This window comes from Pseudomonas chlororaphis subsp. piscium, from assembly GCF_003850345.1.
GTDB lineage: Bacteria > Pseudomonadota > Gammaproteobacteria > Pseudomonadales > Pseudomonadaceae > Aquipseudomonas > Aquipseudomonas piscium.
Genome location: NZ_CP027707.1, coordinates 2,276,688 through 2,299,351 on the forward strand (window position 1 = coordinate 2,276,688; position 22,664 = coordinate 2,299,351).

Genomic DNA, 22,664 nt, shown 5'->3' on the forward strand with positions numbered 1-22,664 from the left:
AGTAACGTTCAGGTCGGACTGAAGGGCAGCTACTCGCTGTTCCAGGTGTTGGGTTTCTGTGGGCATGGGGAGTCCTTGCCGGGCGATGCCCGGGCAGTTGAGGTGCTACGATGGTGCCTTCCTCAAAGCGGGTAGGCCCATGACAAAGCACGATATCTATGACGAGCTGGAAGGATTTCAGCTCTGGAACTACATGGAGTGCGAGAAAGACGAGGAAGGCCGAGAGACCTGGAGGATCAACGTCGAGGTGAAGCGCGGCGGGGAAGTGGTGGTGCCGGTTGTTGCTGGCGATCGCACCTTTACCGACCGGGGCTTGGCTCAGCAGGCCGGCCGGGCGCTTGGGGCGAAGTTGCTGGCCGAGCGTTCAGCGTGATAGCTCCTTGGCGCGCTTCTTCGACCAAGCCAGCACGTCGAGCACAACACTCTTGCTGAACATGCTGCGCTGGCGGTAGTAGTCGACGGCATCGCGACTTACAGTGAAGCACACCGATTCCTTAAACTTCATTTTGCGCAGCTCGTCGTGGACATTCTTCTCGATGAATTCATGAGGTGTCATAGCGGCACCCATTCATTCTTTGCGTTGTAGTGCCCACGCCATTCGCCGAGCTTGAAGGTCAGGGTTCCAGGTGTGCACAGCCAGGCCCTGGTGATCGGCCCGCCGGTGAGCTGGTAGCTCCTTTTCAGGGCCCGCAGAACGCGCCTACGGATGCGAGGGCGCGACAGATCAATCCGCTTGATGCGGAGGGGGGGGTAGGCATTGTTGACCTCCAGGCGTGCGCCTGCCTCGCCGGCTGGCGTGTTGTGTGTTTGTGGGCTATTGATTGATGGCACGGCACGGGGCCGGAACAAAGGAGTGTTCTGATGAGCGAGATTCGGAAACTAACTCAGCGCGAGCTGTCCGTGGATCTTCAAATGTCTGAGAGCGAGGTGGCGCTCTACATTGCGAGCAACGAACCCATGGCAGATGGGTCTGGGCATTGGGTGTATTTTTCCGTGAATGCTGAAATCCCTAGGAGCCTTCTTTCTCGGCTTGGGGTTGGTCACGATCGCCGACTCCCTTTGTATAAGTCTTCGTCAGCGCACCGTTGACTGTATATCCTCGCTTTAGCACAGCCCGCGCCAGCGCGGCCCGGTCTTTCTGGCTGTGGCTGGCCTGGCCGAGCAAGCCGAAGTAGCTGTTTGCGGTCTCGCGCAGATCCTCGGCAGGTGCTGCAGCTGTGCGCTTCAGTGCCTGGGCAACTGATCGCTTCCGGGTAGTTCGCCTCCAGGGCTTGATCACGTGCCCGACGAAGTCCACGCCGCGGTCGACCGGTTGCAGGATCGTCTTCGTGGGGTTCAGCTTTGCGCCGAGCCTTGGCAAGAACTTCTCAACCTGAGTCAGCCACTCGTTCAGCTGCTGCGGCGATTCGTGCAGGAAGACGAAGTCGTCGACGTAGCGGATGTAGTAGCGCGCCTTGAGCGTGTGCTTTGCGAACTGGTCCAGCGCATCCAGGTACACATTCGCGAAGAACTGCGACGACAGGTTGCCGATCGGCAGGCCCAGGTGCGCAGGCTGCGCGGTGAGGCGCTTGTGCTGCGGCACCCGGTTGAACAGGTGCGCTGGGCTGCGGACTTCGTAGTTCTCGCGCGGGTCGTGCATCAGGATCTGCTCAGCCAGTGCCAGCCACCAAGGCTCGGTGATCCTGGCGGCCAGCTGCTCGAGCAGCACCTGCTTGTTGATCGCCACGAAGAAGTTGGCCAGGTCGCATTTCAGGTAGTAGACCGGCTTCGACCAGTTCTGGCTGGCGCTCCTTATCTTCGACTCAAGGCGCTTTGCGGCGTACAGCGTGCCGCGACCGGGGATACAAGCGCAGCTGTCCGCTATGAAGCTGCGCTCGATAGCGGGGCCGATGTGGTTGTACAGCAGGTGATGCACGATCCGGTCGCGGAAGTCCGCGGCCCACACCTCGCGAGCCTTTGGCCGAGTCACGACGAAACAGATAGACCGGCCTGGCCGGTAAGTGCCGGCTATCAGGTCGTCGTAAAGCTCCAGCAGGTTGATCTCCATGTCCTGCTCGTATCGCCTGGCGCTTGCGGTGTTCCGCTTGCGCCGGCGGCAATCGTAGTAGGCCTGGACGAGATCCTCGAACTGGAAGGGAGCAACACTTGATTCTGCGGACAGGGCGCACCACGCGCTCGTTGTTCTTGTCGTTGTTGTTGAGCCAGCCATCTTCGAAGTCCATGTTGTAGGCGTTGTTGGCTGAGTACTGCGACCTGTCGTGCTATCTACGTCGCTCTGCCGAAGGCGATGCCGATCAGCAGAGAAACTGCGCGAGACCAGCCCGAACGCTTTAGATCGGCGGTATCTCTGATGCGCATGGCGGTGGCCCAAGGGCCAGCGGCACGACCAGATTCAGCGCACAGGCAGGAGAGCCGTAACCCTCAAGCAGCGGGCGCGGTTGCGGATTTCTTCCAGGCGTTCGCCTGTCGGCCTACGGAGGCCGTGAGCTTCATCGCTTTGGCATGTTGGCCGCGGCTGATGGCGCTGTTTTCGGATAACGCCCTGAACAGGTAGTTGAGCATCCAGATGTTTTCGATGACCTCGGTGAGATACGGGCGCTTGTCTCGAGCCATATTCGCTCTACCGATCAGCACCAGAACCTCAAGACACACATCCCGAATCTTGCCGCCGGCAACCTGTTTCAGGTCGCGCGGAATATGGCGAACCAAGCTGAGTGCCATGCCGAACAACTCTTCGGCCACCTTATGGATCTCTAACTGTGTATGCAGGGCCATCCTGGCCTCCTAAAAGCGAGGGCGCCGAGGCGCCCAGGAATGAATCATTGAATGATCAGAAGTACTTTCTGCGGACAGGGCGCACCACGCGCTCGAGGTGCTTGGCGATGCCGTCGAGCCAGCCATCTTCGAAGTCCATGAGGTAGGCGGAGTTGGCTGAGGCCTGCGAACTGGTCCAGTGGTAACGCTTGCTGAACACATCCGGGACAGTGATCTCCAGGAACTGTGCTTCCCGGCGGGCCATCAGGTAGAAGTCCTTTTTCCCATCACGCTCGAAGGCAGCGCAGAACTGAGCAGCCGGATATTCGTCATCGGCTCCAGCAAGGTCAGCGGTGTTCGACAGGCCGTCATGCGGGCTGTTGGCTCCATCGAGCTCATCACCATAGCCACCCCACTGGAGTTCCCTCTCCGCGTCAGCGCCGATTGGAACGATCAGGTAGTAGGGCTTGTCGCCGCCCGGGAACAGGCCACCGTTGACACCACCTTCACCTGGCCAGTATTCGCCAATCTCTGGAATGCCAGATGGCGCCGCGGCCGGCTTTACGGAAGCGCTCAACCCGGTGAGCACCTGCAGTGCAAGGGCGGCGTCGGGAGTGGTCAACATGGTCTCGCCGTGACTTACGGTAATCATTTGCATGGGATGCTCCAGTGCTCGGAATCAGGTTGCAGGCGGCCGGCACTGCCCGGCACGTTTCTGGTCTGAGCGTCGTCCTGACGCTCCCGGAATCGCCTGCAAGAAAAGGAATGAAGAAGGGAATTAGCGAATTGGAAGGCTGCGGACAGGGCGCACCACGCGCTCGTAGTTCTTGCCGCCGTTGTCGAGCCAGCCACCTCCGAAGACCATGAAGTAGGCGCGGTCGGCTGAGTACTGCGTGCTCATGTAGTGCCAACGATCCTCGCGTAGCGTTACCAGGCCGTCAGCCTTTGCCGCCATCAGCAGTTGGCCTTCCAGGCAGGAGGGGATGTGCGCGCCCAGCTCCAGGGCCTTGATAGCGATCTCGCTGCCGGCCTCGGCCATGGCCCGAGTGTTCGCCTCGCCGTCGCTGTAGCTCTTGGCGCCAGGAACGTCTTGGCCATACTCGCCCCAGGCGCCGACCAGCTCGTCGTCGAGCAGTACCAGGGCGCGTTCTTCGCCGTTGAGCCAGTAGCGTGTAGCGAAGATGCCGCCGGCGAGAGGTTGGCCGCGCTCAGGAAGGTCCGCGGCGGCGATGGTTTGCTGTGCAACTTGGGTCATTGTGTTTCTCCAGGTGTGCGCCGCCCTCCGGGACCGGATGCGCAGCGTGGGGTAGGGGTTATTCGTCGTGACAGATGCGAAGGGATTCGCGGTTGTAGGCGAGTTGCAATTTGCGCGACACGTTTTCGCTTATCGTGATTTCGTGTCGCGGAGCTGAAAGGAACTGAGCTGATCCAGCAGGGCCCAGGCCGTGCAGATGGTGAATCATCAGCGTCATGGCCTCGCCCTGCTCCTCAATACCGTTCCAGTCCATCAGGTCGGCCAGGGCCTGGCGGGTTCCGGCCAGTGTATGGAGTCGCAATTCCTCTTCGCCGCGGCTCTTTCTCTTCGCCGCGGTCTTTGCTGAGCGGTCTTTCTGGGTGGCGGCCATGGCCTACCTCTTCTATTCCGCTGGCCGGCAGTGCCAGCCAGGTCTGTCGTTTACGTTGTTGGGTGCGAGCTATGCGGCGCATGAATCGACCTTTACCTGATGCCAGGCCCCGACCGCTTCGAAGATCCGCGCTGCATGATCCTCGTCTAGCGACATTGCCTCGGGAATGGCGATCCAGCCCGAAGCCACCATCTGGCTTTGGTTGGCTGAGTCGCGCAGCTCCTTGTAGCAATGCTCGATCACGTCCTCCAGGTGGTCGGAGAGGTAGACGCCTTCCGGAGCCACCTCAATCGACTTGCTGTAGCGGTCGCCGCGGGCATCGATACATAGAGCGCTGAGGTAGATCGTCCACCGGTGGGGGATGCCGCAGACGGCCTGGCCGATCTTCCCCGGCGCGATGTTCTTCAGCGACTTGTAATTGATCATGCCCTGGCGACCGCTCGGGTCGATGTTCACCACTGCGACGTGGTTGGTGCTGAGCAGGGCCCGGCAGGATCGTTCGATCCTGGCCTTGAGGTTGTGAGGCTTGCGCTTGCTCATAGTGAGTCCGCCATTTTTCGAAGGGCGCGGCGCTCGGCCAGGGTTAGCGGCCTTGGCTTGCGCTTGAGGACCGTTTCAGGGTCTATCCGGGTTGAGCGGGGAGGCGGCAGGGGATTTCGCGGTAGGCTTTTCAGTTGGGCGATCTGGCCGCCGGCCGCCAGGAACTGGGCGACTTGTGCCGATATCTCCTCGGCGCTTTGCCGCTGCCGCTCCACTAGGTTGAGGTGGTTGCTGATCATGCTGCCTTACTCCTCAGCTTGGCCTCGTACTGATCGACCAGCAGCTTGAACTGCCACAGGTCTTCCTCGAGCTTTTCGATGTAGTCCTCGTCGCGCTTAAACTCCTGCCACCAGAGCTGGCGGCCGACTGGCTTAAGGTCTGGGCAGTACATCCCGATATGCCACCACTTGCGGCCGGTGATCCACATACAGCCTTGCACTTGGTCCATGATGTCGCTGGCGTCATTGTCGATGTGGAAGGATCGCAGCTTTTCCGGCGCCAAGAAGCATTTGTACTCAGACCCGCCATCCTCGCCAATGAAGCCGTCGGCACTGGCGCCGAACACGCCATCATCGGTTTTAACCAATCCAACCTGAGTGACGATCAGCCCTGTCTGGATTTCGTGCTCCATGCGGGCCTCGGGCTCCAGTTCGTGGCCACGCTTCATCTGCCAGGTTTCGAATCCACCATCCAGCGGGGAGCCGCTGATACGCTCAACGGCCAGACGGAAGGCATAGTCCAAGGCCTTGGCGGTCGGCTCGCCCTTGTTGGGGCCTGACTTCAGCCGGGCGCGGGCGTCGCTGAACATGCTTGCTGTGATGACGCCGGCTCTTTCCTGATGCCAGGCGTCTGATCCTTGAGAGCAGTGAACGATGATCATTGGTCGGCTCCTTCTTGAGCGGGGGCGCTAAGCTGCTGCCCGCGAGTGGTGACCGCAACCTTCAATGCTTCATAGAGGTCGGTTGCCGTTTTTTTGTCGGTAGCTTTCAGGTCCTGGGAGGCCTGGACGCCTGCTTGCCAGATAGCCGTCAGAGCCTCTTTCGACTCGGCGGCGTAGGCCTTTGGTATCCACTCGTTTAGGAGCTCGCCAAGACCCTGTGTTTGATCTCCATTCCCGTCGTTATCCTCATTGGTCAGGACGACATTGAAGATCATCATCGTCAGATAGCGCCGGGCGTAGCTGTATGTCGAGCCGCTGGCGTGAACGCCTGTCTTGTTCACGCTGCCCTTGATGCCGGCCGAGTCAATCGGAAGATCGACGTGGTACTGCTTCGTGTGGCCAGCCTCATGCATGCAGTCGCATACCGTGCGGATGTGGCCGGCCAGCGGACTGTCTCCAGTGCCGAATGACAGTGAGAAGCCGTAAGCCGTGTAGACCGGCGATATTTTCCGGTCAATCGATTCAAGCGCGGCATAAGCGCTGTTCGTCTGTGCGTTGAACTTGTCGCGGAATACGGGGCCGATCTCGGCCTGAGCTCTAACCATCGCCGCGTTGAATGCTGCTGCAGCAGTACGATCGGTGTGCCGTTCGTACATCTCCATCATCTTCTGCATCTTGTCCGCGTCGAAGGCGGGGTCAGTGGCGGCACGCTGAATCATGGTCAGCATTGCGGTTGACTCGCTGGTGATCGCCGGGGAGGCGATCTGCCGAGCGTCAGATTTCTCGGCAAGTGCTGTATTGCTCATGGCGACCTCAATAGGCAATCGAAACGTTCGGGATCTGGCGCTTGGCGATCAGCGTGATTGCCTGCTTGGCGCATTCCTCGGTCATGCCGCCAGCCACGAAGGCTGCCAGGGCGGCGCGGTTGATCTTGGCTCTGTGTGCCGTATCGGCCTCGCGGGCTTCCTGCTGGCGCAGGATCTCGGCGGCGGCGTCGTTCTGGCGCTTGACCTCATCCAGTCGCGCCTGCTCCACCGCAGCGGCTTGCCGTTCGATGCCTTCCAGTCGCTCGCGCTCAGCCCTCTGTTCGGCCTCAACCTGCTCGCGCTTTGCCTGTTCAGCGCGGCGCTCAGCTTCTGCCGCCTGAAGCTTAAGGTCGTTCTCGCGCCTCTCGGCAGCCTCCTGCTCATCGCGAACGCGCTGAGCTTCTGCATCTCGAGCGCGCTGGGCCTTTTCTTCTGCTTCCTGCGTAGCGCGCTCAGCGGCTTCCCGAGCGATCTGGTCCTCACGATCTTTCTTGTCGCGCATTTCCTTCTCCTCGCGGAGGCGCGCCAACTCAGCCTGCTCTGCCTCATGCCGGGCTCGCTCGGCGTGCAGGCCGCGCAGCGTGATCAGCGCTTGATCCTTGGCCTGGGCCGCCTCGGGCAAGAACTCCTCCCAGGAGTCGTCGAGAGCCAGCAGTTCCAGGTCAGCGATGACCTGGGCGACATGGGCGGCTGTCGGCAGCTCTTCGAACTTGGCCAAGGCCTTGATCGCCTCGATGCCGTCGTTGTGCTTGTCGACCCTGGCATCTTCGGCGTCCTGCCAATCATCAAGCGGCTTCCTAACTTCTTTTTGCCATGCTTCAAGCGTGTCCCATACGCGCTTACGCTCGGCGTCGATCAGCTTTGGAATCTCCTTTTGCTTCGCGGAGATCTCTTTGCCTACCGCCTCAAGCGCAGTCTTCGACTTCGCGATCTGGTGAGCCATCGACGCGTATGCCTCACGCCCCTTTCTGGTCTTGAGATCAGGAAGTACCTTTTTAAACTCATCGACCTTTGCTCGAACTTGATCAAGCCAAGGGTCAAGGCCGTTAGGCGTGCTATAAACGGCGAGGGCGGTTTCTTGCGGCGGCACGACGGCCAGTTCGGTTTGTGCGGACACGAGCGAATCCTTGCCGCGACGTGCGCAGCACTTGAAGGAGTTGATTACTGAGTGACGCGATCAGCGAGGGCGCCGAGCAACATCAAGAAGGTGCAGAGGAGAAGGGTGACTGCGGATCCGCGCCAGTAGGCGAGCCTCCTAGCCTGCTGGAGAGTTCTCACTTAACCACCCCAGCGCAATGCGGAATCTGTGGGGTTTCAGGCTGATGCTCAATTGCATGCGACATGCCCCAGATTCCGGCGCCGCAGAACAGAAGCCAGACGGCGATGTTGATGAACTCGCGAATGGTCATGGCCTCACCCTCACGGCAATCCGGCCGCCCTTCATCGTCGGCGCCAAGCGCTGGGGCAGGCTGGCCACCGCGCGCTCGCGCGGCTGGCCGATCACCTCGTTGAAGGGCAGGCCGAAGCCCAGCATGATCAGCTTCGCTTCGATTTCGTCGAGCTGCTCATCGATCAAGGTTTTTACCGGTGGAGTACTCACATTGCCTCCTTGCGCCGCTGACAGGCAGTCATCAAGCGCTTGCAGTAGTGATTGAATTCGTCGGCGGTGATGGCGTCGTCGGTGAACAGGCGAGTGATCAGGCTCTGTACCAGGACGTCGATGTCCGACTGGCTGTTTGGATCTGCTACACCGTCGAGGGCCTGGTCGATGAGGATGTGAGGGCTCACCAGCCAACCTCCCGTTCGAGTTCGTCCTGCTCGGCCTGCAAAGCGACTGCTTTTGCTACGTGTGGACGAAGCAGGCCGAGGGCTACTTCCTTACGAGCCGTCTTGGAGCCCAGCAGGTACACCTGCAGGTCAAACATCCTGCCGCCGCTGCCGAAGTTGCCGGCCAGGGCCAGAAGCTCGCCGAAGGCGTCAATTTCGTCTTCGCCATCCTTCTGTCGCTGATTGGCCAGGTCCTGGAGTGCTTGCCAGTAGTCGGCCTGGGTGACTTCGCCGCGGTCCGACTTTTTGCAACCCCACTCGATGCGGTAGCCGAGCATCAAGCGTTCGGCGTTCGTTTTCAGCCATTCAGCCTCGGCTTCGGCCTGGGCTTCCTCGCTCACTGGAGGTGGCTGGCGGTTGTCGTACTCAAACTGTGCTTTGCGTAGTGCGCTCATGGTCGCCTCCAGGGTGGCGGGGTCAGTCGGTGTATGCGATGTACTTAAAGCGGCCGTGCTCTTTGTCGAACATCGAAAAACGGCCGCCGAACGTTCCGCGAACCTTGTCCTCGACATCTTTGGCAGAGGTTCCAACTGGGAAGACGCCTTCCTTGATCATCGAGCTGGCGGTGTGGAGCTTCGCCACCCAGTCGATTTTTGTGGGGTCGAGCACGCGCGGCTTTGTTTGGATGTATGGCAGTACGCCCAGGCTGATGGTCTCGATTTCTCGGACACACAGCGGATCATCAGCAGCGCGCCAACCACAATCAGGGCAGTGCATGTCGGTGTTTTCGTGATTCCAGCAAGGTGCCGATATGTGGCAGCTGCAATCCTTGACCGGCTCAAGTTCGATGATTCCTTCACAGCCATCACGAGCGCACGTGTCGCCCTCGCAATATCCGAAATCGCTCATGGCGACCTCCAGTGTTTGGGTTAGGCGGTGACTGGAACGGCTTCACGAAAGCGCGAGGGGCTCCAGTCGCAAGACTCATCAGCAGGGATGTGGCCGAACATCAGCGTGCAGCGGCGGCAGTGCACGCAGTCGCCGCAGGTCTTGCCCTCGGGCAGGTTCATCTGGTCAGCGTTGTCCGTCGACCGTGGAAGTGGCGCTCGTTGTTCGCTCATGTCTTGCTCCTGGTTGATCCAACAAAACTCGGCTGCACTCATCCATTCCGCTGGTTGCCGATGGGCGCGGAGGGGAGTGCATGCGGATGGTGTCGGAGGGGAAGGGTGCCGGTTACGCTGTCCGGCTCCTGCGCTCTGTGGGGCCTAAGCCCAGTCGAACAGGACGTTGGTGATGCAGATGGCCGGTGCTGCATCTCCGGCTTGCTGGCGGCTACCCTCCAGCACGTACAAGGGTTCACTTGTTTCCTTTCGCGCCTAACGCGGGTGCGATCTTGGCCAGCAAGAGGCCACCCGATCGTTCACGCTACGCATCAGCCTGCGCATTCATCTGCGTTGCCGGTTACGTCTCCGGCGCCGAGTTCCACGGCCGTGTTCAGTTCGCCAGCGCTCGATAACAACCGATTCTGGGATTTGATGCAGGTGGGCGGTTATAGGCCGCAGTTTCGTCCGCATCGGATTGCGATCTTGCTGAACTTCAATCAGCACCTCCCTCGCGAGCGGGCGCCCTGCCTGGAAGATCGCAAACCGATGCGCTCTCATAGAGAGGATCGGGCAGTTAACGACAGGCTGTCGTGGCGCTGGTTGGTCAGGCTGGAAATTTGAATCCGGAATCCTGAAGCGCCTTCAAGCGCTCACAGAGGGCAACGTACTCCCTCAGATCGGAAAGACTTTTTGAATCAAGATTGGACTTGAGTTGCTTGACTGCCTGGGTGATCTCGCCAACCTCTCGGGCGACTGTTTGCCTGTACAGCCGCAGCTCTTCGACGTTTTCCTTCTTTATTTCCTCGAAGATTGACTTCGCACCAATGACATTGGAGTAAGAGGTTTCTAGCGCTGCAACCGTCTCGTCGACTCGCGTTTTGAGCTGGATGCTTGTTTTCAGCATCTCCTCGTAGGAGGAGATTTCAGATGACAGGATCTGTTCGTTGGATAGCGACTTCATTTGGTGTCTACCCTTCCTTCGGCGGCGTTCATGCGTAACCATTTCTGAAGTTCATCTGCGAGAATCAACCGGCGCTTGCCTAGCCGAAAGCTTGGCAAACCACACACGTTCAAATATCCGGTGACCGTGCTGGTCTTGACTCCGATCAGATGAGCTGCCTCCGCTATGGAGTAGGAAATTTTGCCGTCTGGCAGCGACCAGGATGCGGTCGGCAGTTTGTTAGGCTTGCGTTTTTCTCTCGGCGCCGACCTGTGATCGTCTAATGCCTTAAGCATTACTTCGAGTTCTACAAATTCGATCCCTGCAGCAAGCATTTTTATAAGCCGAGTCATTTGCGCCTCGTTGTGCGCCTCCTGATCATCTTGTTTATCCATTTCAAGCTCCCGGTTGTTTTCCCAATGCACCCGTCACCAGGTGCATCAGTGAAAAATTCCGTGTTGCTATCCGCTCCATGCTCGGCGCCGCGGTTTCCCCACCTGGCCGGCGTCACACATTTCGTGTTCGGTGTTCTTCGCCGGCTGGCTTGCATGGTTTGGCGTCCTCCCATTTGGGGAGTCCGGCAGGTTCCAGAGCCTGCATGGAGATCGAAGTTTGTGTTTCGCGCTGTTCGCTGTTTCCAGCGATGCCTCAAGGGCTGCCCGTTGCCGGGGATCGATCCGCGAAGATTTCGTGTTGTTAAAGAGCGGCGCGGCTTTCGCTGCTGGCCGGTGTTGCGTTGGCTTGAGATAAATTTAAGCAAGCTGAAATAATCGTGTCAAGCATGCTTAATAATTAAATTCAGAATGCTGAAATTTATAGGCAATAAAAAGCCCGCTCAAAGGCGGGCTCATTTATGCGTCGCAATATTCTCGCCAGCCGATCCTGACGGCCCCATCATGCAGATGCTCTATACGTATTCCGACGGTATCGCCGATATCCTGTATGACCTGCTGCCATGCCTCCTGGCTCTCGTCATCGCGTCTTGAGACGACAACCGCCTGGACTTTCTGTACGCCTGGAGAGGCGATTATTCTCTGCAGACGTCGGCCTACAAGCTCATAGGAATTTCTTAGTTTTGGTTTTTGGGAGGGTGCTTGATTCACGGTTCGCTCTTTGCTTACACTGTATAAATATACAGTATTGATGCTGCCATAAATTGGCAAGAGGGAAGTGAGGCTAACCGTTTGAATAACCAGGAACCTCGAACGAATACCTCTCCGGCGGACACAAAAAAGCCCGCATTTGGCGGGCTGTGGGATCAGGCGGGAGTGGCAGGCTGTAGCCTTGCGGCTAGTATCCTATTCCTCGGTAGCAGGGCATCGAAGAGGAAAAGCAATGCACATCGACTTAATCGCCAACGTTGTCAGTGCTTGGGCCGAGAAACACAAAAGCATTTCCAGGGTATGGCTTTTTGGGAGTAGGGTGCGCGGAGATCATCGGGACGATAGTGATATCGATATCGCGGTGGAGGTTATCGCTCTGAATCAGGACGTTGATTGCTATTCGGTATGGAGAGAGGAAAAGCCTAAGCTCCTCAGTTCAATCTCCTCTCAGCTTCCAATGCCTGTTCATCTCGAGTGGTGCGGTGGCCAGGTTGAAACGCCGACAATTGAGCGGGGCTTGCTTCAGTCATCGCTGATTGTATTCGAGCGAATGAGTAACTCCGAAGGGGTTGAATGAAAAAGCCCGGCGCTGGACCGGGTAGATTCACGAGCATCACGAAAGTTACTGTATGGAGCCTAAATGCGCGCCATAACTAGCTTAGCCTGAAGTGTGTCGAGTAAGTCAAATGAAGTTATATAGTTTACTTTGAATGCTTTGCATATATTAGGGATTTTTATTTTTTTACTATTATCTGGCGCAAGAACTTCGTGCGTAACAATTGTCTTTCCTGTTGTTGATGCCTTTGCAATAAGCCATGGATCAGCCCCCTCTAAAAAACGCATTTTCTCTGGGTCAGTAGGCAGCTTCATTGCCATGACGTACTCCGCGATTCGACCAAAGGTTTCTTGGGTGTCTTTGTCGTCGATCGAGTCGAACTGTATTTGGCGCTGTTTAGCCCAGCTTGACAGCTCATCTCCATATTCCACGAGCTCTTTGTAAACCATCGAGATGCTGGAAAGGTGACCAAGTTGGAACGAGGAATCCAACCAATCCCAAAAGCCGGGACAGAAATTCATTCTGTAGTGGGAGTTCTTGGCTTGTATGTAAGAGTTAGCATCTAATAAATAACTCAAAATCCAAGTTCCTTCTTAGAGTATTCAGAGATTTTATGTGGCTTGATGCCAATCAGTCTGGCCGCATCTCTGAGAAGCATGCCCCCACTTAGAGCTTCACTCGCGACAGCGGCTGCGAGAGCCTTACTAACGCGTCCCGTTTGGAGACGGTTGTAAGGTGGAGCTCCATCTTTATTCCGGGCTTTATATGTCGCAATTTTTTCGGCGATAAACTTTCCATATTCAAGCTTGGTGATAAATCCACATGTGAGAGCTCGTCGTGCCGCTACCCACTCGCTAACGTGAAAAGTTCGCGTGATCAAGGGTAGGTTTTCTTTCCAATCTTCTAGTTGCTTCCAGATTGCACGGAACGCACGCTCAGGAGTTAAGAACTCAGCTGCAACAGCATTGCAAAACTCCTCCTCATTCATCTGGCTTTGAGGCTCAGAGTCAGACACACCAGATTTGCCAATCCATATGTGTGCTAGCTCATGGATTAGGGTGAATAGTCGCGCTTCAGGACAATCGCCGGTATTGATGAATATAAGAGGCGCAATTTTATCGCTTATTGCAAACCCCCGAAATTCATCAACGGAAAGTGGCCTGCTTGTATTGTTGTTCACAATACTGTTTCGCATGACAAGCACGCCAATATTTTCGATATTTTTCACTAGCTCGGAAAAATAATCGTCAAATGTTCCACGTCTAGGTAACTCAGGAAGCTGTAATTCTTTTCGCATACTCGATACGACAGCCATTACACCATCGTGCATGCTATGACGGCCGACTATTTCGTTTTCTTCATAGCCCTGCGTCTTCAGCCAGTCTCGGTACCATTCCTGTCGTTCCATAGCCCATCTGATAGTATCCCTGAGGGCCAGGCTGTAGCTTGGCTCTCTGCCATTAACGGTTCTGAGGTCTGGAAGAGGCAAATCCTCGACAGGAGGGTGGGCTAAATAAAGGTATCCGAATGGAATATGTGTGTGATGCGCATAATTCATTGCTTGGTTGAAGGTCGGCCTTTTTATGCCATCTTCCCAAGCTAGGACGTTGTCTTCGGCTGTACCAAGACTTTTTGCGAGCGTACCTGTACTGATGCGAGCCCGAGACCTAGCCCATCGCAGAATTTGTGGGTTGATTAGCGCTTCCATGTGCCGAACCTTTTTTTAGACATCACGCGTTTACTCTAGATTGCGAGGCGACTCTACGCCAAAGTGACGACAGGCAACACGTCTTCGTCACCGATAGAGGCTACCAGTCATCCCTTCGCTTCGCCTGTTAAGCCTAGAGCGTGATGACCGGTTAGGGCTGATGATCTGTCGCAAGTGCAGGTTCAGCTGTTTTGAGCGCTTAATGCATTCAGCGCGAATACATCGCCCACCAAATGTGAGGTCTACAATTCCTAGTCGCCCCTCCTTAATGGAGAGTCACGACCCTACGACTTTCACCAATCCTGATCCGATCCAGCGCCCGGTTTAGCGCGTCCAGGGCATCGAGAAGGGCTTTCGCCTCAGTCTCCCGCCCATCACCCCAAAGCCGCTCAGCCATTTTGTTGAGGGCCTGGATGGATCGCTCGATATCAGCAGCAGTCGCTGCTTTGGTAACCGCGGGCTGTTTCTTTGGCATCTAGTAGAACTTCTGCAGGGCCTGCACCACGACGCCCACAATCCGGCAGTTCTCGTCGACCGGCTCGATCGGGTAGCCAGGATTCAGCGGTTTCAAGAACAGTCGCCCGCCATCGCTCACCAGCTTCTTGAACGTTGCTTCATTACTGTCCGGTAGCTTGGCCACGACCAATTTGCCAGGGGCGACCTCGACCTCGGTGTCGACCAGGATCAGCGTTCCTTCAGTAATGCTCTGGCCGGCTGGAGCAGTCATCGAGTCGCCTTTGACCTTCAGCCAGAACGCCGGGCCTTTCGAGTCATATTCGGAAAACTCGTAGGTGTCAGAGATTCCCGCGGGGTAGGGCTCTACAGCTTCGGACCAGGCTCCGGCGGCGACCCAGCTGATAACAGGGTAGCGGAAGGACTTGGAGGGCTGGACAGCCATAGTGACATTCGACTCACGCGCCTCTTGCTCTTCTCCCTCGCCAATCGCAAGCCATTCAGCTCTGAATCCGGTCGCTTTCGCTAATGCGTAAAGGTTTTCTGGCCTGAGGCTTTTGCTCTCGCCAGTAATCCATTGAGTAACAGCAGAATTCGCAACGCCGCACAGCGATGCAATTTCGCCTTTCTTTTTTCCGCTGAGCTCAATGGCTCGGGCGATACGTTCGTGTCTTTCCATGGACCCAATTTTAAGTTAACTGAATTTAAGCATGCAGTAGGTAGAAACCGTCGTTGACGCAATAACTTAAGCATGCTGAAATTACGTAAAGCTCGAACGAGGATGCGCAATGAATACGCATGAAGTCGCCGAATTTTTCGGCAGCAAGACAAAACTGGCGCAGGCGCTTGGCATCCGTCCGAGCGCCGTAACCATGTGGGGGGAAACCATTCCTGAATCCAGGCAGTACCAGATTCAGGTTCTTTCCAAGGGCAAATTTAAGGCGTCGAAGAAGCCTCAAGCAGCCTGACATCGCTGGCCGATGACCATTTGAACGAATTCTCGCCCAGCACCTGGCAGGGCGCCACGGAAACAGAAGTGAGGTTTTACGAATGGAAGATTTCCTGCGGTCCTGCCAAAGCGCTGTGCTGGACAACGAGGCCAAGGCCCTGGCGGCAAAGATGGGCGTTCCCCACGTCAGCCTGTTGCAGCGCGCCAATCCGGATAACGACGCCCACCACCTGACGATTGAGCACCTGTTCGGGATTTTGCTGCACACCGGCGATATGCGCCCGCTCGCGGCTCTGGCCAATGAGTTTGGTTTTGACCTGGTGGCGCGAATTCCCCCTAAACCCCAGGCCCTGACCAAGTCTCTGATCAATGTTGGCAAGGAAGTGGCTGATCTGACGATCGCGGTACACGAAGCCCTGGGCGACAACCACGTCAGTGCTTTCGAGAAGTCCCTGATCCGCCAAGAGATCGACCATGTTCGCCACAGCCTCGACGTGATGGATGCGTCGGTAAAGGCCGCTTGAAATGCAATTCACCATCACGATCAATCAGGTGAAGGCGCTCGAGTGGGGGCTGAATTCTCAGCAGGCCCTGCTGTTCGCCTTCATCTACGGTTGCCCGAGCTGGACCAAGCCGGTAAAGACTGACGATGGGATCTTCTTCGCGCTGAGCAAGGCCAAGATCGTTGAGGAACTGCCGCTTCTCACCGACAAGCCAGACACGGCCTATCGCATGCTGAAGGTCCTGGATGAAGCAGGTTTAATCGAGCTTTCCAGCACTTCCAATATCACGCTTTTCCGGCTGACCGAAAAGGCCGTCGAGTGGAATCAGAAGCTTGATGGGTCGGAAAAATATCCGACCCCAGCAGAAAACAAAGGTCGGAAAAAAATCCGATCTACCTCGGAAAAATCTCCGAGCAAGGTCGGAAAAAAATCCGGGCTAGGGTCGGAAAAAAATCCGACAAATCAGGATACCAATCATCAGGATACCAATCAGGGTACAAGTCAGGACTTGCAGAACGGTCCGGGCAAGCCGGCACCGTCCGGTGGCTTGGTGGTTCTGGATCGCCTCGAAACGCCGCGGGTAGAAATTCCGGCCGACATGCCAGGCCCAAAGGACCCATCCTGCAAAACCTTCAAGGTTTGGGCGAATTACGCCATGGCCTACCGTAAGCGCTACAGCACATGGCCTGTGTGGAACGCCAAGGTCGGCAAGCAGATGACCCAGCTTGTGGATCGCCTCGGCGCCGATGTTGCTCACCACGTCGCAGCCCATTATCTGAAAACCAACGACGCCTCAATTCTTCGCAAGTGCCACAGCCTCAACGAACTGCTGGCCAACGCCGAGAGCTACCACACCCAGTGGGTGACAGGTCAGCGCGTCAATGGCGCCACTGCTCGTCAGCAGGAGCGCACTGAGGCGAACCTGTCCGCGGCAGAGCAGGCTGCTCAACTGGTCCTGGCCAAGCGCCAGGCGGGGGAGCGCAATGAGTACCTGTGAGATGAACGACGCGCAGGTCGCTGGTCTGGCCGCTGCCATCTGTGCCACAGCTGAAGCCATGGGGCAGGAGATGAATCCCGGTACCGCGGCGATGATGGCCGAGGATCTGTCCGTCTACCCCGTACCAGTCGTTCGCGCTGCGCTGAAATCCTGCCGGAATGAGGTGAAGGGCAAGCTCGCCATGGCGGACATCCTGTCGCGTGTACAGCTTAAGGATGGCCGGCCTGGGAAAGATGAGGCGTGGTCGATTGCGCTTCTCGCTGGCGACGAGATCGAAACTGTGGTGATGACAGCCGAGATCCAGCAGGCCATGACCGCTGCTGCTCCGATCCTGCGGCTCGGCGACAAAGTCGGCGCCCGTATGGCGTTCATGAGCGCCTACGACCGCCTGGTGGCAGCTGCTCGCGCAGAAGCCATTCCAACTACTTGGAGCGTTTCCCTTGGCTTCGACCCTGGTCGCCGGGTTATCGCCATCGAATCCGCGGTCCGTATGCAACTGATCACCCAGCAGTCCGCCACACAGTACTTGGCGGATCTCCGTATCGCGCCCATCACTGCCGATGGCCAGGCCATTGCCGGGTTGCTCACCGGCTCCACGGCGAATCCGTCGCCACATCTTCGCGAAAAGCTCGCTGAAGTCCGTCAGATCGTGGATGCGGCAAAAGCACGCAATGACCGTCAGCGGCTGAAGAAGGCCCAGGCTGATCGTGTCGACACTTATCTGCGCAAGCGCAAAGCTCGCGAGGCCATTGCTGCAGTGCAGCGCAAGGAGAGTTTCTGATGGCTATGAACGAATCCCGGCAAGCCCAAATCCTCGCCGGCCAGTCCTCAATCGCCCAGAAAATTTTTGGCTACGTGCCAATCCAGGCGCTTTGGAGCACCCACGACATCCACGGCGCTGTTCTGGCCGCAAACGCAACAGGTGCATCGGCATATGCCGTTCGCCGCGCACTCGGCGAGCTCAAGGACGCCGGGCTTATTCGTGAACCGGTAGGTGGGAAGTTTCAACGCGATGCAGCCACCCCAAAACCCAAGAAGGAGCAAGTCATGACCCAGGCAGCCAATCAGACCGTTGTTTCGATCAAGAAGCCCGAGGCCGGCGCCCTAGATGTCCTGGCGGCGCTTTCTGGTGAGGTGGTGAGCCTGTCTGAGGACTTCAGTAAGCGGATGAAAGCTCTGGCTGCTCGCATCGAGGAGGTCGCGTTGTCGGTCGAGGCGGAGCGTGAGAGCAATGCCGAGGCTCTGGGCAAGCTCCGGCAGCTGCAATCCTTGCTGAAGGGAATTTCGGAATGAATATCGACAAGGAAAAGCTGAAGTCTCTGCTGTGGTCCGTAGTGGCCTCATGGAAGGCTGAGGATGGCGACCTGCAGCGTCACACCGCTGCGCTGGATGAGCTCCTGGGCGACAAGACGGTGGAGGAGGTGGCACTGCAGCTGATCAAAGAGAACGATCGGCTTGAGGTAGAGCGTGACAGCTCGAAGACGTTGCTGAAGGACGCAATCGCGCGTGAGGACCGGCTCAAGGCCGAGAACGAGGCTCTGCGCAAGTCTCTGACTGATCTTCACGAAGCACTGGACCGAGAGTATTGGAGCGAGTACGCAGGACTGGACGAGACTCGCAGCATCCTTGACGCCGCCATGAGCAAGGGAGAGCAGCCATGACCGACAAGATCAGCGTCAACTGCCAGGCCAAGCTCTCAGAAGCGATCACCAAACTCAGTGCCATGTATCGGGACAAGAAGTTCGTCGTGGTATCCCTGCGCCCCGGGAAGGACCGTACCCTGGATCAAAACCGGTTGTGGTTCGCCATGTACAAGCGCATCGCCGAGATGACCCAGATCGGCGATGAAGCCGACGCTCGCCGGTACTGCAAGCTGCACGTCGGCGTGCAGATCCTGCTGAACGAGGATGCAGGGTTTCAGGCCGAGTGGTACCGGGTCATGCGCCATCTTCCCTACGAGACGAAGCTCGCCATGATGGGCGGCTGCAAGCTGTTTGGCCCGGATGGGTTCCCCGTCACCAGCCTGTTCAATCGCGTCCAGGGCGTGGCGTACACCGACCGCATCGTCGCGCGCTTTGCTCCTCAGGGTGTGTACTTCGACGATCTGCTGAGCCAGGAGGCCGCATGACGCGAACTGCGCTCAAGGAGATGAAGGCGCCTAAGCCGAAGAAGTGCAAGAACCCAGCGTGTGGCATCAGCTTCCCGCCGCAGCGCCTGGGGCAGAGAGTGTGCAGCCCCAAGTGTGCCTTGGCCATCGCACCAACGAACCAGGAAAGAGCGCGCAAGGCGATCCAGCAGCGCGAGCGCCGGGAGATCCGCACAGCCAAGGAGCGGGTGAAGTCGCGGGCAGATCATATGCGCGAGGCCCAGGCTCTTTTCAATCAGTGGATCCGTCTGCGGGATGCGCACCTTGGCTGCGTGAGCTGCGATAAGCCGGCGACCTGGAATGGCCAGTGGCATGCCTCGCACTTCCTCAGTGTCGGGTCATCGCCTGAGCACCGATTCAACCCGCTGAACGTGCACAAGGCCTGCTCGGTCTGCAACAACCACCTGAGCGGGAACATTCACGGCTACCGGCCAGAGCTTGAGCGCCGTATCGGTATCGAAGCAGTAGAGGCCCTATTCGGGCCCTGCGAGCCAAAACGCTACACCATCCCGGAGTTGCAAGAGATCAAGGTCGACTGCTGGGCGAAAATCAAAGAGCTGAAGGGGAGAGCAGCATGATCTATCCAGGCGTATTGAACGCAGTTGTTTCGGCCCTCGCTGCCGAAGCTATCGACAACACCAGCAAACAGGCATGGCAGAAGCTGTACAACTCTGCAGACGAGGAGGAGGGCGGCGACCTGGCGACACTGGTTCGCTCCCGCGGCGCCGACACCATCGATCGCACCCAGGTGGATTGCTGGGTGTCGGCCCGGCTGCATAGCCGTCTTGACCCGAAGCACTGGAACGCACTGGTGGCGAAGTACAGCACCCACAAGGGGCGTAAGGTGCAGGCCATCTCTGCATTGCAGGCCCTCATTAGCACCCCGGCCCCCAAGCTGTTCCTGTTCAAGGCGACCACCGCCTGGGCCATCCCGCAGCTCAAAGGTGCGCGGGCGAAGGTGGCCAAGTCCGTATCCGTCGAGATTCCACTCGATGCTCCAGAGTGGCGTCGTGAGTCGATGGTGAAGGCGGCGGTGGCAGCCGGCCAGGCCAAGGCCAAGAAGGACGAATCCCGGTCTGCTGACATGATCGTGCTGAAGGACAGCTTCTACGACATGAACACCTGGGATAACGACGGTACACCGGAGTCGACTCGGCGCCGGTGGCGGCAGGACATTGGTCGGGCTGCTGATGATCTGGTGAACGATGCCCTGGCACATGCCGCGGACATTCTGGAGGCTGAAGGTTTGCTGATTGAGCGGGCTGCGTGATTGCCTATTGACAGCAATGAGCGGATGAGCGAAATTAATCCCATCCTGTCATTCCTGCGCGTATCGAGGAGTGCCAAACAAGAACCCGGCCACCGCGCCGGGTTTTTTATTGCCCTAATGCAGGCGAAAGACCGGAAAGACCCTCCTGCCCAATCGACGTTCGAGGATCTACCGATGCACATCACCCGCTGCAAAATGACTCTCCGCTCCAAAGGGCCTGTTCAGGGCTCGACCGAATCGCTAACCCGCCTGCACTTCGGTGCTGTGTGGTCTGCAAACCCGGCGGAAGAGGACGCGATCTATGGCAAGTACACCCCGTACGGCGAATACGTCGTGAACGTGGCTGCCGATCGCGCCGAGCACTTCGAAGAAGGGAATGACTACTACTTCGATATCTCGCCAGCTTTCTGATTCACCTGTAGCCAGGACAGCCTTCGGGAAGGCCTGGACGTCGATAGCCGGATAGTGCGACGTACGGAAATAGCACCGGCAGCCCGCGGGCCCTGACCTCACATGCTGCAGGGCGGCGCGAAGCTTGAGCGGCGAGACCGATGCAACAGGGTGTCGGCGCAGCGATGGCTACGGCAGACGACGGGAAAGACCGCGCACCTATTCAGGGCCCCAGCATTCGCTGGGGCTTTTTCGTATTTGGAGCTTTGATATGGCACTCACGACCCTCCCAGTAGTGGCTGCCAGCACTGCGGCCGGCGCAGCATGCGGTCGCGGAGATCTAGCTGGGTGGCCAGCTGTTATTTTCTTGGCCGCCGCGGGAGTCGTAATACTTTTCGGCATTGGCGCTCTCATCCATATCGAGTGGCTTAAGCGCCGCTAATTCTTAGCCCCGACACTATCGGGGCTCTTTCGTTTAAGGATCACAGCAATGCAGAGTCCTGACTTCGTTGAGGGTGTATCTGGCTGGCGGTTGAGCAAGGATCGCCTCGAGCTGTACGGCATGGCTTCCCCGGTAATCCTGGGCAATCTCGACGCGCCAGAGAGCCGTTCAGCCACTGATCAACCCAAGCCCTTCATCGTGATCGATGGCGTGACCTACATCAGCCAAGCAGAGATTGAGCGCGCATCGATCACCAACGCGAAGATCGTAGCGGGGCTTGCGGAGCCAATCCGGCGTGGCTGCTTTTGCTCCGGTGGCTACACCGGCGACGGCCCCGAGAATGGTTCGGGGATTATCGCTTCGGGTGCCGACAGGCTGTCCGATACCTGGGTGGTGAAGATGGCGTCCACCCCGTCCGGGGAAAGGTACGTCGCCGGCTTTGGCGGTTTCGACTCCCAGTTTCTGGTAGACGCTGACCGCTGGAAAATCAATGACTCTGCCGGGGATGCCCCGCAGCCTGGTGATGCGCTGAAGGCTGGTGGTGTTGGCTCAATGCTTGACGCCATGGCCAGCACGATCAGCGAAACATCGCTCGGCAAGGAACTGTTGAGCGAGATCAGCAAGGTTCCAACAATCGCCGACCAGATCCGTGACGTTCTCCGCGCCGAGCTCAAGCCAGGCGGCATGCTGCACCTCCGCTGATCACCCCAACAACTGAAAATGGAGCAAGACCAATGGCCGAACCGAGCGCCGGCGTGATGGCGGGTACGGCCGTTGTGGGCATGACCACTGCGAGCCTGATCCCGGGTGTAGATGTGAATGCAGTGGTCGGCGCTTTCGCCGGCGCCATGTTCTTCGTGGTGTTCGCCAAAGAGCTTACCGCCTGGGCCAGGCTTGGTTACTTCATCGCTTCCTGGGTGGCTGGCTACTACGTCGCCATTGAAGTGATGGGCCGGGAGATCGCGAAAGCCTCAGGCCTGGCTGCCTTCTTCGGTGCCATGTTCTGTGTCGCGATCGGTATCAGCCTGCTGGAGTGGGTCGGTGGTGGAAAGATCCCTGGCTGGCTGCAATGGCTCCTCGATCTTCGTGGAGGTCGCCCTAATGGTTGATCCATGGACTTTGATAGCGGGTGCGCTGTGTGGCGCGATCTGCTTCCGCATTGCCGTCTACCGCCGTGATGGTGCCCGCTACCGAGCTGGCGTGTCCTGGCTGGCCTACCTGCTGGCCGTGGGTACTGGCTGCGAATCGCTGCAAATCACGTTGTCCGCGCTGATGGCCAAGCCCGCGCCGACGGTGTCGCCGTTCCTGCTGATGGTGCTGATTGTCCTGGTGGTGCTGGTGTACCGCGCCCGGGGCAACGTCGCCCGCATCCTGCGGATGGACTGAGCCATGGATTACGTCATCGGCGGCAATCACTACTCGGCCAGCTACCAGGACCTGCGCGAGGAGCACGCCCGATTCGCGGGGATGACCGACAAGCGCTTCCTGAAGGAGTTGCCCGCGGCACTGCACTTCGCCGTGTTCGTGTGCTGGTTCAAGGAGCTGCCGTCGAGCCAGGTCCTGTCGGATGAGGGGATCGTCCACCAGCTGGCCCACCTGATCCACTTGAAGGGCGAGCCTCTGGTGATGACCAGGCTTGGTGAGATTCGCGAGCTGTTCAACAAGCAGCTGCAGCTAGCAGTGTAGGTCGCGACACGTTTCGCGAATCAGCAAATTGTGTCGCGACACGCAG

40 protein-coding genes are annotated in these 22,664 nt (G+C 58.0%); 16 read left to right on the plus strand and 24 right to left on the minus strand.

What is annotated here, in order from left to right; translation table 11 throughout:
• Nucleotides 1-139 precede the first annotated feature (139 nt).
• Entirely contained in the window at nt 140-373 is a 234-nt protein-coding gene (locus tag C4K38_RS10470; protein WP_053278347.1) for a hypothetical protein, read from the plus strand.
• Here C4K38_RS10470 and C4K38_RS32275 read toward each other — a convergent pair.
• The 20 genes from C4K38_RS32275 to C4K38_RS10570 all read right to left on the minus strand — a co-directional run bounded on the left by C4K38_RS32275 (nt 365) and on the right by C4K38_RS10570 (nt 11,518).
• Complete coding sequence (locus C4K38_RS32275; RefSeq protein WP_155772919.1) at nt 365-505, minus strand: hypothetical protein; 141 nt, start codon at nt 503-505, stop codon at nt 365-367. The two genes, C4K38_RS10470 and C4K38_RS32275, sit on opposite strands and share 9 nt — an antisense overlap.
• A gap of 504 nt (nt 506-1,009) precedes the next feature.
• Entirely contained in the window at nt 1,010-2,209 is a 1,200-nt protein-coding gene (locus C4K38_RS10485; RefSeq protein ID WP_081001451.1) for an RNA-directed DNA polymerase, read from the minus strand.
• A 212-nt stretch (nt 2,210-2,421) separates the two neighbouring features.
• Complete coding sequence (locus C4K38_RS10490) at nt 2,422-2,775, minus strand: four helix bundle protein (protein WP_053278227.1); 354 nt, start codon at nt 2,773-2,775, stop codon at nt 2,422-2,424.
• 55 nt (nt 2,776-2,830) lie between these two features.
• Nucleotides 2,831-3,412: a hypothetical protein gene (locus C4K38_RS10495; protein WP_053278228.1), complete on the minus strand. Its 582-nt coding sequence runs from the start codon at nt 3,410-3,412 to the stop codon at nt 2,831-2,833.
• A 120-nt stretch (nt 3,413-3,532) separates the two neighbouring features.
• Entirely contained in the window at nt 3,533-4,009 is a 477-nt protein-coding gene (locus tag C4K38_RS10500; protein WP_053278229.1) for a hypothetical protein, read from the minus strand.
• Between the two features lie 58 nt (nt 4,010-4,067).
• Nucleotides 4,068-4,379: a hypothetical protein gene (locus C4K38_RS10505; RefSeq protein WP_053278230.1), complete on the minus strand. Its 312-nt coding sequence runs from the start codon at nt 4,377-4,379 to the stop codon at nt 4,068-4,070.
• Between the two features lie 69 nt (nt 4,380-4,448).
• Nucleotides 4,449-4,919, minus strand: a complete 471-nt coding sequence (locus tag C4K38_RS10510; RefSeq protein ID WP_053278231.1) for a hypothetical protein — start codon at nt 4,917-4,919, stop codon at nt 4,449-4,451.
• Nucleotides 4,916-5,158 (minus strand): hypothetical protein, encoded by a 243-nt coding sequence (locus C4K38_RS10515; RefSeq protein ID WP_053278232.1) that lies wholly within the window; start codon nt 5,156-5,158, stop codon nt 4,916-4,918. The genes C4K38_RS10510 and C4K38_RS10515 overlap by 4 nt, the downstream gene beginning before the upstream one ends.
• On the minus strand, nt 5,155-5,799 hold the full coding sequence (locus C4K38_RS10520) for a lambda exonuclease family protein (RefSeq protein ID WP_038633052.1): 645 nt from the start codon (nt 5,797-5,799) through the stop codon (nt 5,155-5,157). The genes C4K38_RS10515 and C4K38_RS10520 overlap by 4 nt, the downstream gene beginning before the upstream one ends.
• Nucleotides 5,796-6,605, minus strand: a complete 810-nt coding sequence (locus C4K38_RS10525) for an ERF family protein (RefSeq protein ID WP_172833180.1) — start codon at nt 6,603-6,605, stop codon at nt 5,796-5,798. The genes C4K38_RS10520 and C4K38_RS10525 overlap by 4 nt, the downstream gene beginning before the upstream one ends.
• Before the next feature lie 7 nt (nt 6,606-6,612).
• On the minus strand, nt 6,613-7,722 hold the full coding sequence (locus tag C4K38_RS10530) for a hypothetical protein (RefSeq protein WP_053278233.1): 1,110 nt from the start codon (nt 7,720-7,722) through the stop codon (nt 6,613-6,615).
• Between the two features lie 157 nt (nt 7,723-7,879).
• The gene (locus tag C4K38_RS32710; protein ID WP_269458489.1) at nt 7,880-8,014 is read right to left on the minus strand and encodes a hypothetical protein; all 135 of its coding nucleotides are present in this window, start codon (nt 8,012-8,014) and stop codon (nt 7,880-7,882) included.
• Nucleotides 8,011-8,205 carry a hypothetical protein gene (locus tag C4K38_RS10535; protein ID WP_053278234.1) on the minus strand — a complete coding sequence of 65 codons (195 nt, stop codon included), beginning with the start codon at nt 8,203-8,205 and terminating at the stop codon, nt 8,011-8,013. The genes C4K38_RS32710 and C4K38_RS10535 overlap by 4 nt, the downstream gene beginning before the upstream one ends.
• Nucleotides 8,202-8,393 carry a hypothetical protein gene (locus C4K38_RS10540; RefSeq protein ID WP_053278235.1) on the minus strand — a complete coding sequence of 64 codons (192 nt, stop codon included), beginning with the start codon at nt 8,391-8,393 and terminating at the stop codon, nt 8,202-8,204. Before C4K38_RS10540 ends, C4K38_RS10535 begins: the two co-directional genes overlap by 4 nt.
• Complete coding sequence (locus C4K38_RS10545; protein ID WP_053278236.1) at nt 8,390-8,827, minus strand: hypothetical protein; 438 nt, start codon at nt 8,825-8,827, stop codon at nt 8,390-8,392. The genes C4K38_RS10540 and C4K38_RS10545 overlap by 4 nt, the downstream gene beginning before the upstream one ends.
• Before the next feature lie 22 nt (nt 8,828-8,849).
• Entirely contained in the window at nt 8,850-9,281 is a 432-nt protein-coding gene (locus C4K38_RS10550) for a hypothetical protein (RefSeq protein ID WP_053278237.1), read from the minus strand.
• 20 nt (nt 9,282-9,301) lie between these two features.
• On the minus strand, nt 9,302-9,493 hold the full coding sequence (locus C4K38_RS10555) for a hypothetical protein (RefSeq protein ID WP_053278238.1): 192 nt from the start codon (nt 9,491-9,493) through the stop codon (nt 9,302-9,304).
• Between the two features lie 586 nt (nt 9,494-10,079).
• Nucleotides 10,080-10,436 carry a hypothetical protein gene (locus C4K38_RS10560; RefSeq protein WP_053278239.1) on the minus strand — a complete coding sequence of 119 codons (357 nt, stop codon included), beginning with the start codon at nt 10,434-10,436 and terminating at the stop codon, nt 10,080-10,082.
• Complete coding sequence (locus tag C4K38_RS10565; RefSeq protein WP_053278240.1) at nt 10,433-10,810, minus strand: helix-turn-helix domain-containing protein; 378 nt, start codon at nt 10,808-10,810, stop codon at nt 10,433-10,435. Before C4K38_RS10565 ends, C4K38_RS10560 begins: the two co-directional genes overlap by 4 nt.
• Nucleotides 10,811-11,266: 456 nt before the next feature.
• Nucleotides 11,267-11,518, minus strand: coding sequence for a DUF1654 domain-containing protein (locus C4K38_RS10570; RefSeq protein WP_081001452.1), 252 nt, complete (start codon nt 11,516-11,518; stop codon nt 11,267-11,269).
• Nucleotides 11,519-11,750: 232 nt separating this feature from the next.
• On the opposite strand from C4K38_RS10570, the gene C4K38_RS10575 reads away from it, so the two are divergent.
• Nucleotides 11,751-12,095: a nucleotidyltransferase family protein gene (locus tag C4K38_RS10575; protein ID WP_053278242.1), complete on the plus strand. Its 345-nt coding sequence runs from the start codon at nt 11,751-11,753 to the stop codon at nt 12,093-12,095.
• A gap of 59 nt (nt 12,096-12,154) precedes the next feature.
• On the opposite strand, the gene C4K38_RS10580 is transcribed toward C4K38_RS10575, so the two are convergent.
• The 4 genes from C4K38_RS10580 to C4K38_RS10595 all read right to left on the minus strand — a co-directional run bounded on the left by C4K38_RS10580 (nt 12,155) and on the right by C4K38_RS10595 (nt 14,914).
• On the minus strand, nt 12,155-12,652 hold the full coding sequence (locus C4K38_RS10580) for a DUF4411 family protein (RefSeq protein ID WP_053278243.1): 498 nt from the start codon (nt 12,650-12,652) through the stop codon (nt 12,155-12,157).
• Nucleotides 12,649-13,782: an ImmA/IrrE family metallo-endopeptidase gene (locus C4K38_RS10585; protein WP_081001453.1), complete on the minus strand. Its 1,134-nt coding sequence runs from the start codon at nt 13,780-13,782 to the stop codon at nt 12,649-12,651. Before C4K38_RS10585 ends, C4K38_RS10580 begins: the two co-directional genes overlap by 4 nt.
• Before the next feature lie 265 nt (nt 13,783-14,047).
• Nucleotides 14,048-14,257: a hypothetical protein gene (locus tag C4K38_RS32540; RefSeq protein ID WP_053278244.1), complete on the minus strand. Its 210-nt coding sequence runs from the start codon at nt 14,255-14,257 to the stop codon at nt 14,048-14,050.
• Nucleotides 14,258-14,914: a LexA family protein gene (locus C4K38_RS10595; RefSeq protein WP_053278245.1), complete on the minus strand. Its 657-nt coding sequence runs from the start codon at nt 14,912-14,914 to the stop codon at nt 14,258-14,260.
• A 109-nt stretch (nt 14,915-15,023) separates the two neighbouring features.
• Between C4K38_RS10595 and C4K38_RS10600 the strand changes: the two genes are divergently transcribed.
• The 14 genes from C4K38_RS10600 (at nt 15,024) to C4K38_RS10665 (ending at nt 22,618) form a co-directional block, all read left to right on the plus strand.
• On the plus strand, nt 15,024-15,203 hold the full coding sequence (locus tag C4K38_RS10600) for a Cro/CI family transcriptional regulator (protein ID WP_053278246.1): 180 nt from the start codon (nt 15,024-15,026) through the stop codon (nt 15,201-15,203).
• Between the two features lie 82 nt (nt 15,204-15,285).
• A complete protein-coding gene (locus C4K38_RS10605) occupies nt 15,286-15,708 on the plus strand; it encodes a phage regulatory CII family protein (RefSeq protein ID WP_053278247.1) in 423 nt (140 codons plus the stop codon).
• 1 nt (nt 15,709) lies between these two features.
• A complete protein-coding gene (locus C4K38_RS10610; RefSeq protein ID WP_053278248.1) occupies nt 15,710-16,684 on the plus strand; it encodes a hypothetical protein in 975 nt (324 codons plus the stop codon).
• Entirely contained in the window at nt 16,671-17,465 is a 795-nt protein-coding gene (locus C4K38_RS10615; protein WP_053278249.1) for a hypothetical protein, read from the plus strand. The genes C4K38_RS10610 and C4K38_RS10615 overlap by 14 nt, the downstream gene beginning before the upstream one ends.
• A complete protein-coding gene (locus C4K38_RS10620; RefSeq protein ID WP_231998555.1) occupies nt 17,465-17,977 on the plus strand; it encodes a hypothetical protein in 513 nt (170 codons plus the stop codon). The genes C4K38_RS10615 and C4K38_RS10620 overlap by 1 nt, the downstream gene beginning before the upstream one ends.
• A complete protein-coding gene (locus tag C4K38_RS32445; protein WP_053278250.1) occupies nt 17,974-18,345 on the plus strand; it encodes a hypothetical protein in 372 nt (123 codons plus the stop codon). The genes C4K38_RS10620 and C4K38_RS32445 overlap by 4 nt, the downstream gene beginning before the upstream one ends.
• A complete protein-coding gene (locus tag C4K38_RS10630; RefSeq protein ID WP_053278251.1) occupies nt 18,342-18,812 on the plus strand; it encodes a hypothetical protein in 471 nt (156 codons plus the stop codon). Before C4K38_RS32445 ends, C4K38_RS10630 begins: the two co-directional genes overlap by 4 nt.
• Nucleotides 18,809-19,408, plus strand: coding sequence for a recombination protein NinG (locus C4K38_RS10635; protein WP_053278252.1), 600 nt, complete (start codon nt 18,809-18,811; stop codon nt 19,406-19,408). Before C4K38_RS10630 ends, C4K38_RS10635 begins: the two co-directional genes overlap by 4 nt.
• Nucleotides 19,405-20,100 carry a hypothetical protein gene (locus C4K38_RS10640; RefSeq protein ID WP_053278253.1) on the plus strand — a complete coding sequence of 232 codons (696 nt, stop codon included), beginning with the start codon at nt 19,405-19,407 and terminating at the stop codon, nt 20,098-20,100. Before C4K38_RS10635 ends, C4K38_RS10640 begins: the two co-directional genes overlap by 4 nt.
• 24 nt (nt 20,101-20,124) lie before the next feature.
• Nucleotides 20,125-20,511 carry a hypothetical protein gene (locus C4K38_RS10645; RefSeq protein ID WP_124345268.1) on the plus strand — a complete coding sequence of 129 codons (387 nt, stop codon included), beginning with the start codon at nt 20,125-20,127 and terminating at the stop codon, nt 20,509-20,511.
• A gap of 469 nt (nt 20,512-20,980) precedes the next feature.
• Nucleotides 20,981-21,634 carry a phage tail tip fiber protein gene (locus C4K38_RS10650; protein ID WP_053278255.1) on the plus strand — a complete coding sequence of 218 codons (654 nt, stop codon included), beginning with the start codon at nt 20,981-20,983 and terminating at the stop codon, nt 21,632-21,634.
• Between the two features lie 32 nt (nt 21,635-21,666).
• A complete protein-coding gene (locus C4K38_RS10655; RefSeq protein WP_009047258.1) occupies nt 21,667-22,041 on the plus strand; it encodes a putative holin in 375 nt (124 codons plus the stop codon).
• Entirely contained in the window at nt 22,034-22,318 is a 285-nt protein-coding gene (locus tag C4K38_RS10660) for a phage holin family protein (RefSeq protein ID WP_053278256.1), read from the plus strand. Before C4K38_RS10655 ends, C4K38_RS10660 begins: the two co-directional genes overlap by 8 nt.
• Before the next feature lie 3 nt (nt 22,319-22,321).
• On the plus strand, nt 22,322-22,618 hold the full coding sequence (locus C4K38_RS10665) for a hypothetical protein (RefSeq protein ID WP_053278257.1): 297 nt from the start codon (nt 22,322-22,324) through the stop codon (nt 22,616-22,618).
• The last annotated feature ends 46 nt before the right edge of the window (nt 22,619-22,664 follow it).